The sequence below is a fragment of the Burkholderia sp. Ac-20344 genome (assembly GCF_017104975.1).
Taxonomy (GTDB): Bacteria; Pseudomonadota; Gammaproteobacteria; order Burkholderiales; family Burkholderiaceae; genus Burkholderia.
The window spans coordinates 37,154-54,840 of record NZ_JAAGPP010000003.1 but is presented as its reverse complement, the minus strand read 5'-3'; the positions used below and the strand labels follow the sequence as shown (position 1 = coordinate 54,840).

The following is a 17,687-nucleotide window of genomic DNA, read 5'->3' as shown; positions in this document are numbered from 1 at the left end:
GATGGAGGATGAAATTCAGGCGGTGGTGCCGGCGGCGGCCGGCAGCGCGCGGCGTGCGGGGCCGCGCGTCAGGCGCCGTTCGAAGCCGTACCAGCTCAGGGTCGCGTACGCGAGCGTGATCGCGAGCGCCAGCGCGGCCGTCACGAAGCGGTTCAGGTGCAGCGGCCACAGCGCGTACAGCACGCTGAGGTGGATCAGGTACACGGTGTAGCTGACGGTGCCCACGTAGACGAGCATCGGGTTCGTCAGCACACGCTGCACGAGGCCGCGGCCGCGCAGTGCGATCACGACGATCGACGTGCACAGCAGCAGCGAGATGCTGTAGAGCGCCGCATTCGACAGCGGCGTGTTCGCGGCGCGAAAGCGCGGGAACGACAGATGCAGCCAGCCGAGGATCGCGAGCGACACGAGCGCGCCGACGATCGCGAGCGGATAGAACGGCTCGAGCGCGCGCCGGTCGCGACGCAGCACGATCGCGAGCAGCGCGCCCGCGGCGAGCAGGTCCATCCGGAACGGCGTCAGGTAGTAGATCGGCCAGAACGAGTCGAACCACGGCGTCGCGATCGCGCGCAGCACGGGGGCCGCGACGATCAGCGCGGCGGCGACCCACAGCAGCACGCGCTCCGAGCACCACAGCACGACGAACGGCCAGAAGATATAGAACTGCTCCTCGACCGCGAGCGACCACAGCACGTTCAGGCTGTCGTGGCCGATGCTGCCGAGCGACAGCCCGATGTTGGTCGAGAAGAACGCGAACCACGGCCAGTGCGGCAGCCAGCTCGAACCGAACAGGATCGTCGACACCACCAGCAGCAGCACGTACGGCGGCAGGATGCGGCGCACGCGGCGTGCGTAGAAGTGGCTGAAGTACGACTGCCCGCGCGCCTTGCGATCGAGCAGGATGCCGGTGATCAGCAGGCCGCTCAGCACGAAGAACAGGTCGACGCCCATCCAGAGCGGCGCCTTCAGCGCGTGCTGCAGGAACACGGCGCCCACCGCGATTGCGCGCAGCCCGTCGAGCTGCACGATGCGGCCGTGTTGCGGCGGGGTGAGGTCCGCGGGTCGCGAGATGCCCGTCATCGCGCCGCTCCTTCGCGACGCGCGGCGTGAGCCGGGGCGTGTCGCACATCCGATGCGTAAACGTGAACGTAATGCATGCCATTAAATGAAATATCGAATCGAAATCGATTCTAGGGAAAAGAAATCGGCAAAAAAACGCGCGTCATTTATCTGACGACAAACATTCGAATGCCGATTATTCCGTTCGCAGGATGCAAGGTCGCCGCCCGGAAGGCCCCGGCAGGCGGTGCGGGGCGGCATTTTCTACGGATCGAAAAATGAAAAGCGGTCGTTATTGCCGTTTTTGGGCGCCTTTATGTATCTGTTCCGGTTCGATATTTCACGCGGAAACATCCCCAAATATTTCCAAATTTCTTGTGATTATTTTTGCTTGTAACCTGCATCGCGACGTTTGAAACCCATTTAGCGACAGGGTGCGCCGGCGGCAGTCCGTGGCGGCCCGGTCGCTGTTGCATCAAGTCTGGAGAAGCGCATTGCGACGTCTGATTCTGGTAGGCACGACGGTATGCGCGACGCTGCTGACGAGCGCCGCACCGGCCGAAACGGTGTTGCCCGCGACGACGTCGTGGATCGGCAACACGTTCGGCTATGGCGACGGGAACTGGACGCAGATCGACATCCGCGCGATCGCGGTGACGCCTGAAGGCAAGGTGTATACGAATGCGCCGTGGGACGAGAGTGGGGCCGAAGCGAGCGTCTACCAGGACGGCAAGATGCTCGGCTTCGCCGGCGGCACGCACGGCTGGGGCAACCTCGGCGGCAGCGCGATCGCCGTGAACAGCAAGTACGCGTACGTGGCGATCGGTGTCGGCAACGAGCGCGGCCACCTGCAGTCGCCCGGCATCTGGCCGGACAAGGGCAAGCAGTGGTTCGGCATCTCGCGCCGCACGATCGGCGACATGAAGCAGCCCGCGCCGTTCCGCGCGGCGCCGCAGGTGGCACCCGGCGGCCGTGCGGACACCGGCCGCGCGCGGATGGCCGCGAGCTTCATGATGATGAACGAGGTGCCGGCGCCCGCGCGGTCGGAAGTGGGCGAGCAGAAGGCGGAAGTCGGCGGCCTCGCGGCCGACGACAAGACGCTGTTCGCGACGAATCCGTCGCGCGACGCGGTGGACGTGTACGACGCGGAGACGATGCAGCAAAAGGGCACGTGGAGCGCGCACGAGCCGGGCCGCATCGCGCTCGCGGGCGACGGCACGCTGTGGCTGCTCACGGATACGATCAACGGGCCCGTGCACCTGGCGCACGTGCGCGCGGACGGCCGCAAGCTCGACGACGCGCCCGCGCTGCCGGAAGGCACCGACGCGGTGGACGTGGCAGTCGACGCGAAAGGGCGCGTGCTCGTCGCGGACAACGGGCCGCGCCAGCAGATCCTGATCTTCTCGAAAGGCGGCAAGGGCTATGCGCAGTCGGGCACGCTCGGCGAGCGCGGCGGCATCCTCGCGGGCCCGGTGCCCGGCCGGCCGGGGCCGCAGCGTTTCAACGGGCTGACGGGCGTCGGCGTCGACCGTGCGGGCAACGTCTATGTGTCGATGAACGGCATCGGGCCGCGTCACGACACGATCGGCGCGGGGCTCGGCGCGGTGCTCGAAAGCTACGCGCCGGACGGCAAGCAGCGCTGGCAGGTGCAGGGGCTGCTGTTCGTCGACGGCGCGTGGCTCGACCCGGCGCGGCCGAACAGCGTGTACACGGGCAACAAGCGCTTCGAGCTCGACCTGTCGAAACCGCCGGGCCAGGACTGGAAATACGTCGGTTTCCTGTCGAACCGCTTCAAGTATCCGGACGATCCCGTGTTCCACACGGACCAGTATCCCGGCATGCCGCTCGCGCGGCGCGTCGACGGGCGCACGTTCCTGTACCTGACCGACATGTACGCCGACCACCTGAAGATCTACCGCTTCGACGCGAAGCGCGACGGCGAGGTCGCGATTCCGTCGGGCCTGATCGCGGGCCGCGCGCGGCCGGTCGACAAGGTGCCGAACAAGCCGCCGGGCGGCGACTGGCTGTGGCGCGACGCGAACGGCAACGGCCGGCTGGATGCCGACGAGTTCGAGATCAACACGACGGGCAAGGCGAAGGCGGGCGGCTGGGGCTGGTGGGTCGACACGAAGGGCGACATCTGGCGCACGAGCGACGTGCGCGGCATCCATCGCTTCGGCTATGGCGGTGTCGACAAGGCCGGCAACCCGATCTACTCGTACGACAAGGTCACGACCTATCCGATGCCGCAGCCGTTCACGCAACTGCGCCGCTCGATCTACGACGCGCAGACGGACACGCTGTACGTGACCGGTTACACGGCGGACGCACCGCCGCAGCCGGGCATCAACAAGGAAGTGGGTCGCGTGCTGGTGCGCTTCGACAAGTGGTCGACGGGCTCGCCGGTCGTGCGCTACCAGGTCGCGCTGCCGTGGCAGCTCGACGCGAAGCCGATCTTCGACCTGATCGGGATCACGGCCGAGGGCCGCTACCTGTTCGGGGTGGAACCGGTCGGCAAGATCCACGTGTACGACAAGGAAACCGGCAAGGAAGTGGGCGTGATGAGCCCGGGCGCCGAGGTCGGCAAGGCATCCGGCTGGGTCGACGTGCCGTTCGGCATCAGCGCGTTCCGGCGCGAGAACGGCGAGTACCTCGTGTTCGTCGAGGAAGACGCGCGCGGCAAGGTGCTGATGTATCGCTGGAAACCGTGACGGGCGGCGCCGTCGACGTCACACAAGGCAGAAGCATGGACAAAGGCATACTCAAGAACGTTTCGATCAACTTCATCGGGCTGATCCTGCCGACCTTCGTGTCGCTGGTGACGGTGCCCGCCTATATCCACGCGCTCGGCGTCGAACGCTACGGCGTCGTCAGCCTCGTGTGGACGCTGATCGGCTATTTCGGGATCCTCGATCTCGGGATGAGCATGGCCGCGCAGAACCACATCTCGAAGGCGCTCGCGAGCGGCAACGCCGACGAAAGCGCGCGCGTGTTCTGGAGCGCGTTCTGGCTGAACCTCGGCACCGGCATCGTGGGCGGGCTGCTGATCTATTTCGGCGCGTTCATCTACACCGCGTACTTCACGAAGGTGTCGGCGGCGATGCAGCACGAGGTGTATCTCGCGCTGCCGTGGCTCGCGCTCGCGATTCCGCTGGCGAACGTGTCGTGGGTGTTCGCCGGCGCGATCAACGGCGCCGAACGCTTCGGCGTGTTCAACACGAACCAGACGATCGGCACGTTCCTGTTCCAGCTGCTGCCGCTCGGCGCCGCGTGGTGGATCGCGCCGAACCTGCAGACGGTGCTCGCCGCGGCGGTCGTCGCGCGCCTGGTCGCGGCGGTGATGCTCGGTCACGCCAGCATCAAGGTGCTCGGGATCCGGCGCATCGATCCGCCGCAGTGGGGTACCGCGAAAGGGCTGTTCAACTTCGGCGGCTGGATGCTGATCGCGAGCACGACGAGCATGATCGCCGACACGCTCGACCGCGTGATGCTCGGCGCCGGCATGGGTGCGAAGTTCGTCACCTACTACACGGTGCCGCAGAACCTCGTCACGCGCCTGAACATGCTGCCGAACGCGCTCGTGCGCACGCTGTTCCCGCGCCTGTCGGCGGTCGGCCGCGACCATGCGGACACGCTCGCGCGCCAGTCGCTCGAATTCCTGAACGGCGTGTTCACGCCGGTCGGCATCGTCGCGATCTTCGCGCTCGCGCCGTTCCTCACGTTGTGGGTCGGCGCGGATCTCGCCGCGCATTCGGCGCCGGTCGGCCGCGTGCTGGTGATCAGCGTGTGGCTCGTCGGCCAGGCGAGCGTCACGCGGATCCTGATCCAGTCGCAGGTCAACCCGGCCCGCGCGGCGTTCGCCGGGCTCGTCGAGATGCCGTTCTTCGTCGGCGGCCTGTGGTTCGGCATTCATCACTTCGGGCTGATCGGCGCGGCGGTGGTCGTCGCGGCGCGCGCGCTCGTCGACTACGGCGTGCTGCTGTACCTGTCGGCGATCCGGATGCGCGCGATCGTGCTCGACATGCTCGCGCACCTGGCCTTCCTGCTCGCGAGCCTGTTTCTGGCGCAGGCGTGGCCGGGGCTCGTCGAGTCGATCGGCATCTGCGCGGTCGTGCTGCTACTGAATGTTGCGTGGTCGCTCACGATGACCCCTGGGCTGCGTGCGCTCGTGCGCGACCTGTTTGTCCGTCTCAATGCGAGGAGAACCGTATGAATCGCGATCTGGCGGAACACGCCGTATTGAATCTCGCCACCGCCGATGCGGCCGTGGCCGACGCGGGCGATGCCGCCGCGCTACGCCGGGCGCTGCCGGCCGAATGGGCCAGCGCGCGCCATCCGGCGCGCGCGCTGCGCGTGGCGATCGTCCACGACTGGCTCGTCACCTATGCGGGCGCCGAACGCGTGCTCGAGCAGATCGTCGCGTGCTTTCCCGACGCCGACCTGTTCAGCCTCGTCGACTTCCTCGACGATCGCGCGTTCGTGCGCGGCAAGCCGGTGACGACGTCCTTCATCCAGAAGCTGCCGTTCGCACGCACCAAGTACCGCAGCTACCTGCCGCTGATGCCGCTCGCGATCGAGCAGCTCGACGTGTCCGAGTACGACCTGGTGATCTCGAGCAGCCACGCGGTCGCGAAGGGCGTGCTGACGGGGCCGGACCAGGTGCACATCAGCTACGTGCATTCGCCGATCCGCTATGCGTGGGATCTGCAGCACCAGTACCTGGAACAGTCGAACCTGACGCACGGGCCGAAATCGCTGCTCGCGCGGATGATCCTGCATTACATCCGCAACTGGGACACGCGCACCGCGAACGCGGTGGACGGTTTCGTCGCGAACTCCGCGTTCATCGCGCGGCGCATCAAGAAGGTCTATCACCGCGACGCGGCGGTGATCTTCCCGCCGGTCGACGTCGACGCGTTTTCGCTGAACGCGGAGAAGGAGGACTTCTACCTGACCGCGTCGCGGATGGTGCCGTACAAGAAGATCGACCTGATCGTCGACGCGTTCTCGCGTACACCCGAGCGCAAGCTCGTCGTAATCGGCGACGGCCCCGAGATGCAGAAGATCCGCGCGAAGGCCGGCCCGAACGTCGAGATCATGGGCTACCAGCCGTTCGCGGTGCTGCACGACCGGATGCGCCGTGCGAAGGCGTTCGTGTTCGCGGCGGAGGAGGATTTCGGGATCTCGGTGGTCGAGGCGCAGGCGTGCGGCACGCCGGTGATCGCGTACGGCAAGGGCGGCGCGCTCGAAACCGTGCTCGACCCGCAGTCGAACCTGAATCCGACCGGGCTCTTTTTCGACGAACAGACGCCGCTTGCGATCGTCTCGGCCGTCGACGATTTCGAGCGCGCGCCGCAGCGCTTCACCCCGAACGCCTGCCGCACGAACGCGGAGCGGTTTTCCGCCGATACGTTCCGGCGGCGCTTTCTCGACTACGTGGAAGCCGCGCTGCCCGGCTCGACCGCGCAGCGCGGCACGGCCATCGCGCCGATGCCGGCCGCGCGCGGCCCGGCGACGCTCGTGCTCGACCAGAGCGGCGTGCTCGGCGGCGCCGAGCTGTCGCTGCTCGAGATCATGAAGCACATGCGCGCGAACGCCGATGTGCTGCTGTTCGACGACGGCCCGTTCCGCGCGGCGCTCGACGAGATCGGCGCGCGTGTCGACGTGGTCGACCAGGGCGCGCTCGCGGGCGTGCGCAAGCAGGGTGGCGTGTCGGTCGGCGCGTTGAAGCAGCTCGTGCGACTGGTGCGCGAAGTCGCGCGCCGTGCACGCCGCGCCGAGGTGATCTACGCGAACACGCAGCGCGCGATGGTGGTGGCCGCGCTGGCCGGGCGGCTCGCACGCAAGCCGGTGGTGTGGCATTTGCGCGACATCGTCAGCACCGACCATTTCGGCAGCAAGCAGTTGCTGGCGATCAAGTACTGCGCGCGGCTCGGGGTCACGCGCGTGATCGCGAACTCGGACGCGTCCGCGCAGGCGTTTCGCGCGCTGACGGGCTTCACGCCGCAGCACGTCGACGTCGTGTTCAACGGCATTTCGGCCGAGCCGTTCGATGCGCTGGAAGGCGTCAGCCAGGCCGCGCTGCGCGCGCGGCTGGGGTTGCCCGAGCACGCATGGCTCGTCGGTTCGTTCAGCCGCCTCGCGCACTGGAAGGGGCAGCACGTGCTGCTGGAGGCCGCCGCGCGGCATCCCGACATGCACGTGGTGCTGGTCGGCGCGCCGCTGTTCGGCGAGGACGAATACGCCGCGCAGCTGCACGAAACCGTCGCGCGGCACGGGATGGACGGGCGCGTGCACTTCCTCGGGTTCCAGCGCGACGTGGCCGCGTGCATGACGGCGGTCGACGTCGTTGCGCACACGTCGATCACGCCCGAGCCGTTCGGGCGCGTGATCGTCGAGGGGATGCTCGCGCGCCGGCCGGTCGTCGCGGCCCGCGCGGGCGGCGTCGTCGAGATCATCGAAGATGGTGACAACGGGCTGCTCTGCGCGCCGGGCGATGCGGCCGCGCTGGCCGATGCGCTGGATACGCTGAAGCGCGACGGCGCGCTGCGCGAGCGGCTGGTCGCGAGCGGGCGGGCGACCGCGGTGCGCCGGTTCGGCACCGAAACCTACGTGGAGCGGGTCGAGAAGATCCTCGCGGATACGGCGAAGGCCGCGAAGGCGAAGAAGCAGTAGCCGGCGCGAGCCGGCAGGAAACGGGCCCTCATGCGGCGGTGCGCTGCGTGGGGGCTTTGCTTTTCGGCGCGGGGGCTTGGTCGAGCGAGTGGCGGGCAGGTTGTTGCGCGCCGTGTAGGGCGTGCTTGACCGGTCGTCGATTGGGATGTGCGGCGGGCGGTGCGAGGAGGTGACGCCAGAAGGTGATGCCAGAAGGTGATGCCAGAAGGTGATGCCAGAAGGTGATGCCAGAAGGTGATGCCAGAAGGTGATGCCAGAAAGCCCCGCCCAGGCAGTCCGCGTGGTGAAAGCCGGTCTGAGACGGCCCATGCGGGCCGTAGCGCGGCCGGAGACCGGAGGGCTGCCCCATCCCCGTCAACCAGCTCTGCCGGCGCGCTCAGGCCATGAAAAAGCCCCGGCGCAGCGGGACGCCGCGCAGGGGCTCGGGAACGCGGGCCGGCCGCGTCACACGGCTCGTTCGGGCGCCGGCGTGACGACGCGGGCGGGGCGGGCCGGCTTGAAGCTGGCCGACCACGTCATCGCAGGCCGTTCGAACATCCGGTAGAACAGGTACGCGACCGGGATCGCGGCGGCCATGAACGCGAACGACGGCCAGATCGACAGCTGCAGCTCGGAATGGAACAGCACCGAGCCGAGGCAGACGAACAGCGGCAGGTGGATCAGGTAAAGCGAGTAGCTGAAGTCGCCGAACCAGCTCAGCACGCGCAGCGGCGGCGTCGGGCGCGGCGGGCGGGCGAGCGCGCGGTACAGGAAGCACGCGAAGCCGGCCGACCACAGCTGGAACGCGCCGTACTGGCCGAAATGGAACGCGCCGCAGCCGGCGGCCAGCAGCACGGCGGCCGCGCCGTACCATGCGCGCGACGGCACGGTGGCCGCGCCGCGCGCCTGCTGCGCCCGCACGTCGGCGATCCACGCGCCGATCGTCCAGGACAGCCAGTACGACGTGAAGAACTGCAGATCGTGCCGTTCGAGCAGCCACGCCGACGCGACGTTGACGAGCGCGACCGCGGCCACGACGGCCGGCATGCCGATGCGCCGGCGGATCGCGAACAGCAGCGGGTAGATCGCGTAGAACTGCACTTCGAGCGACAGCGTCCACAGCGCGCCGTTCGACCCGTACGTGTAGCCGGCGACGCCCTGCAGCGAGAACAGGTTCACGAGGAACGCGACGAGGCCGACGTCGCGGATCTTGTGGCTGACGGGCTCGATCTGCAGGCTGACCGAGTCGAGCGCGAGCGTGAACAGCAGCGCGGCGAGCAGCACCGGGTAGATGCGCGCGAACCGGCGCACCCAGAAGTTCGGCGCGTCGAGCCGGTACGCGGGATCGGCCGAGAGCTTGAGCGCCGCGTTGCGGTGGATGCAGTAGCCGCTGATCACGAAGAAGATCGGCACGCCGGCGGAGCCCCACGCGAACGGGAAGGTCAGGTAGCCGGCGATCGCGCTCGGGGTGAGCGCATGACCGTAAGCGTGATGGAAGCTCTGCATGCCGACCCAGACGACCTGGCGGCAGTGGAAATAGGCGACGAGCAGCGCCGCGAAGCCGCGCATCGCGTCGATCACGTGTTCCTTGTGATCGGCGACGGGCGGCGCGGTCAGAGACGATCCGCTGAAAGCTTGCATGCGATTCGATTCCTTGCGACGGATGGACGGGAAGTTTCATCCAATCGTAATGCGCAAGAATTCGATCAATGAATAAAAAAATCTCACCGCGAAATATCGGAATTCCACATCATGGTTTTATCGCGTTCCGAAAGCGGTTCCGCGAGGCGGGTCAATTATTTACCGATTTTTTTCTGATAGTTTGAAGCTCCAGTTGATTGATGCAAGGAGCGGCAAGATGGACATGCATTGGATCGCGAGCGCGGCAGTACTGCTGGTCATGGCCGTGCTGTCGGCGTACCGCGAGGCGCTGAAGAACGAACCGATTCGCCCGGGTCTCGAACGGGGCGGCGTGCCCTATATCGAGGAATTCGAATCGTAAGAATTTGTATCTGGAAAATCGGTAATTTGTTTCTGTCTCGGCACTCGGTTCGGCAATATCGACCGGGTTGAAAGGATTATATTTTTTCCGGAATCATTGGGCAATCAGTCCATATCGAAAATGAGCGGAGTCGAATTGGCAGTACCGTCGATTCTCGATATGCCGTTCGGAACACAATCGCGCCGGGTCGCAGGTCGACGCGGCGCAGTCAACGCAATCAGGATGCGAACATGTTGAAAGTCACCAAGGCCGTGTTCCCCGTTGCCGGTCTCGGCACGCGGTTCCTCCCGGCAACGAAGGCGAGCCCGAAGGAAATGTTGCCCGTCGTCGACAAGCCGCTGATCCAGTACGCGGTCGAGGAAGCGATCAACGCCGGTATCACCGAGATGATCTTCGTCACCGGGCGCAGCAAGCGCGCGATCGAGGATCACTTCGACAAGTCCTACGAGATCGAGGCCGAGCTCGAGGCGCGCGGCAAGGAAAAGCTGCTCGAGCTCGTGCGCGGCATCAAGCCGAGCCACGTCAACTGCTTCTACGTGCGCCAGCCGGAAGCGCTCGGCCTCGGCCACGCAGTGCTGTGCGCGGAGAAGCTGGTGCACGGCGAGCCGTTCGCGGTGATCCTCGCCGACGACCTGCTGCACGGCGAACAGCCGGTGCTGAAGCAGCTCGTCGACGTGTTCGACCACTATCACAGCTCGGTGATCGGGGTCGAGACGATCCCGCGCGAGGACAGCCGCTCGTACGGCGTCGTCGAAGGCCGCGAATGGGAAGAGGACATCATCAAGCTGTCGGGCATCATCGAGAAGCCCGCGCCCGAGGATGCGCCGTCGAATCTCGGTGTGGTCGGCCGCTACGTGTTCATGCCGACGATCTTCGATCACCTGCGCAAGCTCAAGCCGGGTGCCGGCGGCGAGCTGCAGCTGACCGACGCGGTCCAGTCGCTGCTCGCGAACGAGCAGGTGCTCGCGTATCGCTACTACGGCACGCGTTTCGATTGCGGCAGCAAGATCGGCTATCTCAAGGCCACCGTCGAGCTCGCGCTCCAGCATCCGGAAGTGAGCCGCGAATTCGAGGCCTATCTGCGTACCTGCTTGCCCACGCTGGCTGCTGTCGCCTAAGCAGCCGCGCGCTCCGTCGTTTCAGGTGGTGGTTGTTCCGTTGGCCCCGGCCGCTCGCGCGCCGGGGCTTTTTTGCGTGTGCAGGTGCGTGGGTGCGCGATCGTGGTGCGCGCCGTCGGCGCGTGTGCCCTGGCGGGTTTGCTTCGAGCGCGGTACTGCGTGCGGAGCGGGGTGCGCTGGCAAGGCAGGGTGTCACGCCTGAAACCGGTGCCGCAGCGGGCGGCCGGGTGACCGGATCGGCGGTCGGGTTGCGCGATGCACATTGATGTTCGTGACCGCACCGATTCTGCCGGCGCCTGTCGATGTCGCCGCGCCTCGCCTCGCTCGCCGAGCGTCAGCCACCAGCTGTGGTCTGAATCGCGTTTTCCCCGTTCGATCGTTGCCGCGTCCGTGTGGCGTTCAACGCGCCGACGTGCTCGGCCGCGCGACGAAATGCCGGGCCAGCATCGCGGCGATCGGCTTCTTGAAGTCGAGCAGCCGCTTTTCGAGATAGCGCCAGGACAGGTGCGCGAGCAGCACGGCGAGCGCGAACTGCAGCATCTCGGATAGCGTTTCGCGGACGATTTCCGGTATGGCCACGTGCGCCACGTGCGCGGGCAGCACGCCGAAGCGCGCCGGAATCAGGTTGTGGAACAGGTAGAAGCCGTAGCTGATCGTGCCGAGATAGACGAGCGGCGCCCAGTCGAGCAGCGCCACGACCGGATGCTCGGGTTCGCTGACGATCCACAGCAGCAGCGCGCCGAGCGATGCGGACAGGCCGAGATCCGCGAGCCCCGCGAGCGCGTCGGGCAATGCCGTGCACGCGGGCAGCACGAGAAAGAACACGACACCCGCCGCGCCGAGCCAGCCGGGTGGAACGCCGCGCACGGCGGCCGTGCCGCGATCGGCGAGCGCCATCGCGCCAACGCCGCCGAGTGCGATCAGCGCGAAATTCCACGGGGAAAACGCATAGATCAGCACCGGCGACGCGTCGCACAGGTAGAGCGCGAGATGCGCGAGCGCGCACAGCACGACGGCCGCGATGCCGAGCGCGACGTGTCGCGCGGCGGGCACCGCGAGCAGCGCGAGCGGCGCGATCAGATAGAACTGCTGTTCAACCGCGAGGCTCCAGAAGTGCGACGTGGAGCCCGGCCAGCCGTCCTTGACGACGCCGATCCAGTAATTCGACAGGAACGCCGCATGCCACGCGAGCCCGAGATTGACGCCGCGCTGGTAGAACAGCGCGTGCGCGATCGCGAGCGCGGCGAGCAGCAGGTAGTAGACGGGAAAGATCCGCAGCGCGCGCTTCGCGAGGAACAGCGCGAGCGCGTGGCGGCGCGTCATGGTGCCGCATTCGACCGCCTGGCGGTTGCGATGCAGCTCGCCGACGATCAGGAATCCGCTGATGAGGAAAAACGTCCACACGCCAAGCTTGCCGACGTCGACGGCAAGGACGTGGCCCTTGTGGGACAGGAAAACGAGCATGACGGCGAGGGCTCGCAGGCCGTCGAGTCCTTTGACGTATCTGGCTTCGCGCATGGAGGCATCCGGGCATTGAGCGAGCCCAGTATAGGTGCGCAAATATCGAACGTAATTCGCGTTCGGGTGCCTACGTGAAGGCGTTTTTTGATGCTGGAGCGTCGATGAAATCGGTCGCATGCAAAAAAACCTGCGGGAAACCCCGCGAAAACGCATAAAAGTACTGCACGAAGCGTCAAGGCGCTTGTAGAATCCGGCGTTGAAGCGCGCGCGTTGCACGCTTCGTGTATCCAACGACCACACCTGGTAGGAGAAACATGGCGACTTCCGCAAAAAAGGTGGCCAAGAAGGCTGCCGCACCCGCCACCAAGAAAGTGGCTGCCAAAAAGGCTGCGCCCGCGAAGAAAGTAGTGGCCAAGAAGGTTGTCGCGAAGGCGGCACCGGCTGCTCCGACGCCGCTGAAGGACAAGTTCACGAAGGCATCGCTCGCAACGCACATCGCTGAGCGCGCAGCTGTCGAAGTGAAGGCTGTCAAGGCAGTGCTCGTCGCACTCGAGAACGTCGTGCTCGGCTCGGTCCACAAGAAGGGCGCGGGCGAGTTCACGCTGCCGGGTCTGCTGAAGATCACGGCACAAGTCGTGCCGGCGAAGAAGAAGCGCTTCGGCAAGGATCCGTTCACGGGCGAAGAGCGTTGGTTCCCGGCGAAGCCGGCCAGCGTGCGCGTGAAGGCACGTGCGCTGAAGAAGCTGAAGGACGCGGCAGCGTAATGCTGCGCAACGGCTGCCGAATGCATGTCGGCAGCCGTTGCGATGTCCGACGATCCCCGTACGCGAAAGCGTGCGGGGATTTTTATTGCGCTGCGCAAATCGCGCGGCAGCGAAGCAGCGAAGCAGTGAAATGGCGGAAGGTCAGGGACGACGCGTGACGCATGCTGGATGACGTGCCGCGCACGCGCGATGACGAACGGTATCCTCGCTCGTGCTCGCGGTCGATCCGCCGCGACCCGTCGCGCTCGCTGCACCTGTTGCGTGCGCATGGCGAGACACACGCATCGTGACTGACTTCATTCCCGGCGAAATCGCAGCCCAGGTCGCTGCCGCGTGCGACACGATCGAGCGGCATCTCGGCGGGATGCTGAAGGCGATCCACCTGTTCGGATCGGCGTTCGACGGCGGGCTGAAACCGCGCAGCGACGTCGACCTGCTGGTGACGGTGTCGGCCCGGCCCGACGAATCGACGCGGCGTGCGCTGATGCTCGACCTGCTCGCCGTGTCGGCGCCGCCCGGCCACGCCTACGGCATACGCGCACTGGAAGCGACCGTCGTCGCGCACGATGAGGTCGTGCCGTGGCGTCATCCGGCGCGTCGCGAACTGCAGTTCGGCGAGTGGCTGCGTCACGACCTCGAGGCCGGCATCGTTGAACCTCCGCGCGTCGACCACGATCTGGCGATCCTGTTGACGAAGGTGCGGCAGCACAGTGTCGTGCTGGTCGGCTCGCCGGCGGCGGCGCTTTTCGAGCAAGTGCCTGCACGGGATTTTGTCTCTGCGCTGCTGGCGACGGTTGCGCAGTGGAATGCCGAACCGGACTGGCGCGGCGACGAGTGCAACGTGGTGCTCGCGCTCGCGCGCATCTGGTACAGCGCCGCGACCGGCAGGATCGCGCCCAAGGACGTCGCGGCGACATGGGTACTGGAACGCTTGCCGGAAGCCTACCGGCCGGTTGTCGCGGCGGCGCGTGCCGCCTATCTCGGCGGCGAGGAAGATGCGGCGATCCTGTCGGGCGAACCCCTCGCCGCATTCATCGGCTACGCGCGGCGAACGGTCGAATCGATGCTGTCGACGTAGCGGCGGATGCCGCGCGCGGCCGGTTTGGGGGCGACGCCGATGCAGATCATCGGCAATGGCGCGGCAGTCGCACGCGCATGCGGTCGAGCCGGATGCCTGTCGGCGACCCGGCGCGTCATCGCGCACGCGCTGCTTCGTCAGCCCGCCGTACCGGCGTAGGCGGCCTTCAATGCGGCGTCGTCGAGCTTGATCATCTGCATCATCGCGGTGGCCACGCGCGTGGCCTTGACCGTGTCGCGATCGGCCACCATCGGGATCAGCGCTTCCGGAACGATCTGCCACGAGACGCCGTAGCGGTCTCTCAGCCAGCCGCAGGCGTCGGCCGTGCCGCCGTTGTCGAGCAGGGCGTTCCAGTAGCGGTCGAGTTCCGCCTGGTCGGCGCAGCTGACCAGCAGCGAGATCGCGTGGTTGAACGTATCGGTGCGCGGGTGGCTCATCGCGAAGAACGGCTGCCCGAACAGCTCGAACTCGACCATCCGCGTGCCGTCGGTGCCGGGCACCGCCGTGACGCGCACGATGCGCGAATCCGGAAAGATGCCCGCATAGAAGGCTGCGGCTTCTTCGGCTTCCGCCGCGTACCAGAGGAAAGGCGTGATCTTCTGAATCGTCATGGCGTATCTCCTGTCTGTATGGGTCGGGGCGCACATCGCGTGCCGACCTCGATACGACGGATGAAGGCCGTCGAAATCGACACACCGGGGCGAACGGCCGTCGCACCGGGTCCATGGCACCGACAGTGCGGATGGTAGTCGTCCGGCGCGCACATAGCGAGAGAGCCCTGCGTCAGGAAATCATGTTTCCGCCGCATTGCAGCCCCCAGGCGCCGCTGCCGGCCGCCTGACGCGTTCGGTGCCCGGGCATCGGCCGCCGGCCGGTGCAGGCCATGCCGGCCCGCTGGCGACGGACGAAAAAAAAGCCAGCCACGGCCGAAACCGATGACTGGCTTTCCAGTTCGGCGGCAAGGCGTCGGAGACGCCTTGCACGCCGGGTACGTCGTTTTTAGAACTTGTGGCGAATGCCGACCGCGACCATTTCGGCCGAGCTCTTGCCGGCGAAGCCGTACGAAGCGATCGACGCTTGCGCGGTTTGCTGCACGCCGTCGACGAGCTGCGTACCGCTCGCGTGCTGGTATGCGCCAACCAGGTAGACGTCCGTGCGCTTCGACAGCGAGTAGTCCGCGCCGACACCAACCTGGTGGTACTTCGCGCTCGTGTCGCCGCTCGCCTTCGTGTACGAGTAGCCGAGGCCCAGCAGCAGCGGCGGCGTGACCTGGTACGTCACGAACGCGCGGCCCGTGTTGTACTTTTCGGTCGAGCCGAAGCCCGAGAACGCGTCCGGCTTGTACTGTGCGTTGCTGTAGCCGAGGCCGAACGTCACCGGGCCGATCACGTACTGACCTGCAACTTGCGCGATGGCGATCGACTTCGCCGTGGCGTAACCCGAGTTGATCGGGCCGTCGAAGATTGCGTCGGACGTCGTCGAGCCCCAGCCCGTGCGGCCGACAGCCGTCGTCGGCGACGGGTTGTTCGCGTAGAAGTAGCCTGCAGCAACGCCGACCGGGCCGTTGTTGTATGCAGCGGCGACCGACCACGTCTGGCCCGCGCCCGTCTTGCCTGCCACGCCGCCGAGGGCGTACATGCCTTCGACCTGGAAGCCTGCGAACACCGGCGACGTGTACTTGATCGCGTTGCTGACGCGCAGCGAGTTGTCGTTGTTGTCGACGTCGCCCGGCGTGGCCATCACGCTGCCGAAGTAGTTGTCAGCCGTGACTGCCTGTACCAGATCGACCAGCGGGTCGTACTGGCGGCCGAGCGTCAGCGTACCGTACTGGCTGCTTTCGAGGCCGACGAATGCTTGACGGCCGAACATGCGACCACCTTGGTTCAGCTTGCCGGTGCCCGGATCAAAACCGTTTTCCAACTGGAAGATCGCCTTCAGACCACCGCCGAGGTCTTCAGCGCCTTTCAGGCCGAAGCGGCTGCCTTGCAGGTTGCCCGACAGCATTTGCCACGAGTTGTTCGACTGGCCGTCATTGCCGTGAACCCATGCGATCGACGTATCGATCACACCGTACAGCGTGACGCTCGACTGAGCCTGAGCAGCGCCAGCGGCGCCCAGCAGGGCGAGCGAGAGGGTCGAGAGAGCGAATTTCTTCATCGTTGAGTTTCTCCACGCAAGTGATTCATCGTTATTTGTTGCGGATTGGAGAATAGCTCAGTGCCATACGCGCAAGAAAGCTCAAAAAATAAAGTGTCTCGAAAAGGTAACAGCGTTAAAAAGTCTATATATATCAAGCACATCAGCGACTGTTCCTGTTTTTGAAACAGTTGACAATTGCTGCGGCGCGATTGTTTCACTAGTTGATGCGCGTTGCTGCTCGCAACCTGTTTCGGCCCGTTGGCGCACGGAAACGGAGGCTTGCAAACGTTTGCGGTTGCGGCATCGAACGCACGGGCATGCAAGGAACGTGTCAACGCCATGCGGATGCGCGGCGGACAGCGTGGTTGCAAAGCGGCGAACGGGTGTGCGGGGGCGTGTCGCGATGGCGTGAAAAGGGCGAGTCAGTCGTCGCGCATGCGATCGATGGGCCGATCGGCTTGAGCGGACGCGGCCGGTGCGGTACCCGCGCGCCGATGCGCGTTGCCGCGGGCCGCCGCGAATTCCGCGCCGAGCAGCAGCACGATCGCGGAGAAGTACAGCCACATCAGCAGGACCGCGAACGATCCGGCCGCGCCGAATGCGCTTGCGGTGCCTGCGTGCGCGAGGTACAGCGCGAACAGCTTCTTGCCGCCGGAGAACAGGATCGCGGACACGATGCCGCCGATCGCGGCGTCGCGCCACGCGACGCGCGCATCGGGCAGGAACTTCATCAACGATGCGAACGCGGCCGCGAGCACCGCGATGCCGACGAAGAACTGCACGAGGTTCGTGACGATCACGTACGGCGAATTGCCCAGCAGCCAGGTGCCGACGAACGTGATCGCGGTGTCGAGCACGAGCGACACGATCAGCAGGAACGCGACGCCGAGCACGAGCCCGAACGAGATCAGCCGCACGCGCACGAGCCCGAGCATGCTCGACCAGCGGCTTTCGGTGGCCGGCCAGATCACGCTGAGCGCAGCGCTGAGCGATGCGAAGGTGGCCGACGCGCCGATCGCGAGCGCGGCGAACGAGATCATCGTCGCGAGGCCGCCGCGCTGGCCCGCGCGGTGCGCGTTCTGCACGATCGTCTGGATGCTGGCCGCCGCGTCGTCGCCGATCAGCTGGTGCGCCTGTTCGAACACCTGGCCGCGCGCGGCATCGTCGCCGTAGAACCAGCCGGCCACCGCGATCACCATCACGAGCATCGGCGCGAGCGAGAACGCGGAGAAAAAGGCGATGCCGGCGGCCATTGCGGAGCAGCGGTCGGCCGAGAAGCGCTTGAATGCGGTGAGGGCCCAGTTGGCCTGTTGTTGCGCGAGACGGGTGGCTTCGGAGGTGATCGGTCGTTTCATGACGGTTCGGTTGCGTGCGGATTGCGGATCATCGTTGGCAATCAGACAATTCAGTAT

At 66.3% G+C, this 17,687-nt stretch carries 13 protein-coding genes; 7 read left to right on the top strand and 6 right to left on the bottom strand.

The window, feature by feature from the left end; genetic code table 11:
* Window positions 1–15: 15 nt before the first annotated feature.
* Window positions 16–1,080: an acyltransferase gene (locus G3N64_RS01845; protein ID WP_205782069.1), complete on the bottom strand. Its 1,065-nt coding sequence runs from the start codon at window positions 1,078–1,080 to the stop codon at window positions 16–18.
* Window positions 1,081–1,553: 473 nt separating this feature from the next.
* On the opposite strand from G3N64_RS01845, the gene G3N64_RS01840 reads away from it, so the two are divergent.
* The 3 genes from G3N64_RS01840 to G3N64_RS01830 are packed head-to-tail and all read left to right on the top strand — an operon-like array spanning window position 1,554 to window position 7,734.
* Window positions 1,554–3,770: a hypothetical protein gene (locus tag G3N64_RS01840; RefSeq protein WP_205782068.1), complete on the top strand. Its 2,217-nt coding sequence runs from the start codon at window positions 1,554–1,556 to the stop codon at window positions 3,768–3,770.
* Between the two features lie 35 nt (window positions 3,771–3,805).
* Window positions 3,806–5,272 carry an oligosaccharide flippase family protein gene (locus G3N64_RS01835; RefSeq protein WP_205782067.1) on the top strand — a complete coding sequence of 489 codons (1,467 nt, stop codon included), beginning with the start codon at window positions 3,806–3,808 and terminating at the stop codon, window positions 5,270–5,272.
* Complete coding sequence (locus G3N64_RS01830; RefSeq protein WP_205782066.1) at window positions 5,269–7,734, top strand: glycosyltransferase family 4 protein; 2,466 nt, start codon at window positions 5,269–5,271, stop codon at window positions 7,732–7,734. The genes G3N64_RS01835 and G3N64_RS01830 overlap by 4 nt, the downstream gene beginning before the upstream one ends.
* 444 nt (window positions 7,735–8,178) lie before the next feature.
* On the opposite strand, the gene G3N64_RS01825 is transcribed toward G3N64_RS01830, so the two are convergent.
* Window positions 8,179–9,354: an acyltransferase gene (locus tag G3N64_RS01825; protein ID WP_205782065.1), complete on the bottom strand. Its 1,176-nt coding sequence runs from the start codon at window positions 9,352–9,354 to the stop codon at window positions 8,179–8,181.
* A gap of 217 nt (window positions 9,355–9,571) precedes the next feature.
* Between G3N64_RS01825 and G3N64_RS01820 the strand changes: the two genes are divergently transcribed.
* Together G3N64_RS01820 and galU are read left to right on the top strand one after the other, a co-directional pair.
* Complete coding sequence (locus G3N64_RS01820) at window positions 9,572–9,715, top strand: hypothetical protein (protein WP_006479318.1); 144 nt, start codon at window positions 9,572–9,574, stop codon at window positions 9,713–9,715.
* Window positions 9,716–9,945: 230 nt separating this feature from the next.
* Entirely contained in the window at window positions 9,946–10,833 is an 888-nt protein-coding gene (gene galU / locus G3N64_RS01815; RefSeq protein WP_205782064.1) for a UTP--glucose-1-phosphate uridylyltransferase GalU, read from the top strand.
* Window positions 10,834–11,232: 399 nt separating this feature from the next.
* On the opposite strand, the gene G3N64_RS01810 is transcribed toward galU, so the two are convergent.
* Entirely contained in the window at window positions 11,233–12,351 is a 1,119-nt protein-coding gene (locus tag G3N64_RS01810; RefSeq protein WP_205782063.1) for an acyltransferase, read from the bottom strand.
* 257 nt (window positions 12,352–12,608) lie between these two features.
* Here G3N64_RS01810 and G3N64_RS01805 point away from each other — a divergent pair, with 257 nt between their 5' ends.
* Both G3N64_RS01805 and G3N64_RS01800 read left to right on the top strand, forming a co-directional pair.
* Entirely contained in the window at window positions 12,609–13,058 is a 450-nt protein-coding gene (locus G3N64_RS01805) for an HU family DNA-binding protein (RefSeq protein WP_011355701.1), read from the top strand.
* A gap of 286 nt (window positions 13,059–13,344) precedes the next feature.
* Window positions 13,345–14,136: an AadA family aminoglycoside 3''-O-nucleotidyltransferase gene (locus G3N64_RS01800; protein ID WP_205782062.1), complete on the top strand. Its 792-nt coding sequence runs from the start codon at window positions 13,345–13,347 to the stop codon at window positions 14,134–14,136.
* A 137-nt stretch (window positions 14,137–14,273) separates the two neighbouring features.
* Here G3N64_RS01800 and G3N64_RS01795 read toward each other — a convergent pair whose 3' ends face one another.
* The 3 genes from G3N64_RS01795 to G3N64_RS01785 form a co-directional block, all read right to left on the bottom strand.
* Entirely contained in the window at window positions 14,274–14,747 is a 474-nt protein-coding gene (locus tag G3N64_RS01795; protein WP_205782061.1) for a VOC family protein, read from the bottom strand.
* Window positions 14,748–15,135: 388 nt separating this feature from the next.
* Window positions 15,136–16,293 carry a porin gene (locus tag G3N64_RS01790; protein ID WP_205782060.1) on the bottom strand — a complete coding sequence of 386 codons (1,158 nt, stop codon included), beginning with the start codon at window positions 16,291–16,293 and terminating at the stop codon, window positions 15,136–15,138.
* 404 nt (window positions 16,294–16,697) lie between these two features.
* A complete protein-coding gene (locus G3N64_RS01785; RefSeq protein ID WP_205782059.1) occupies window positions 16,698–17,630 on the bottom strand; it encodes a YihY/virulence factor BrkB family protein in 933 nt (310 codons plus the stop codon).
* Window positions 17,631–17,687 lie beyond the last annotated feature (57 nt).

Coding starts and splice junctions, on each gene's coding strand:
- G3N64_RS01845 (WP_205782069.1), bottom strand. CDS start 1,080: ATGACGGGCATCTCGCGACCCGCGGACCTCACCCCGCCGCAACACGGC.
- G3N64_RS01835 (WP_205782067.1), top strand. CDS start 3,806: ATGGACAAAGGCATACTCAAGAACGTTTCGATCAACTTCATCGGGCTG.
- G3N64_RS01830 (WP_205782066.1), top strand. CDS start 5,269: ATGAATCGCGATCTGGCGGAACACGCCGTATTGAATCTCGCCACCGCC.
- G3N64_RS01825 (WP_205782065.1), bottom strand. CDS start 9,354: ATGCAAGCTTTCAGCGGATCGTCTCTGACCGCGCCGCCCGTCGCCGAT.
- G3N64_RS01820 (WP_006479318.1), top strand. CDS start 9,572: ATGGACATGCATTGGATCGCGAGCGCGGCAGTACTGCTGGTCATGGCC.
- galU (WP_205782064.1), top strand. CDS start 9,946: ATGTTGAAAGTCACCAAGGCCGTGTTCCCCGTTGCCGGTCTCGGCACG.
- G3N64_RS01810 (WP_205782063.1), bottom strand. CDS start 12,351: ATGCGCGAAGCCAGATACGTCAAAGGACTCGACGGCCTGCGAGCCCTC.
- G3N64_RS01805 (WP_011355701.1), top strand. CDS start 12,609: ATGGCGACTTCCGCAAAAAAGGTGGCCAAGAAGGCTGCCGCACCCGCC.
- G3N64_RS01795 (WP_205782061.1), bottom strand. CDS start 14,747: ATGACGATTCAGAAGATCACGCCTTTCCTCTGGTACGCGGCGGAAGCC.
- G3N64_RS01790 (WP_205782060.1), bottom strand. CDS start 16,293: ATGAAGAAATTCGCTCTCTCGACCCTCTCGCTCGCCCTGCTGGGCGCC.
- G3N64_RS01785 (WP_205782059.1), bottom strand. CDS start 17,630: ATGAAACGACCGATCACCTCCGAAGCCACCCGTCTCGCGCAACAACAG.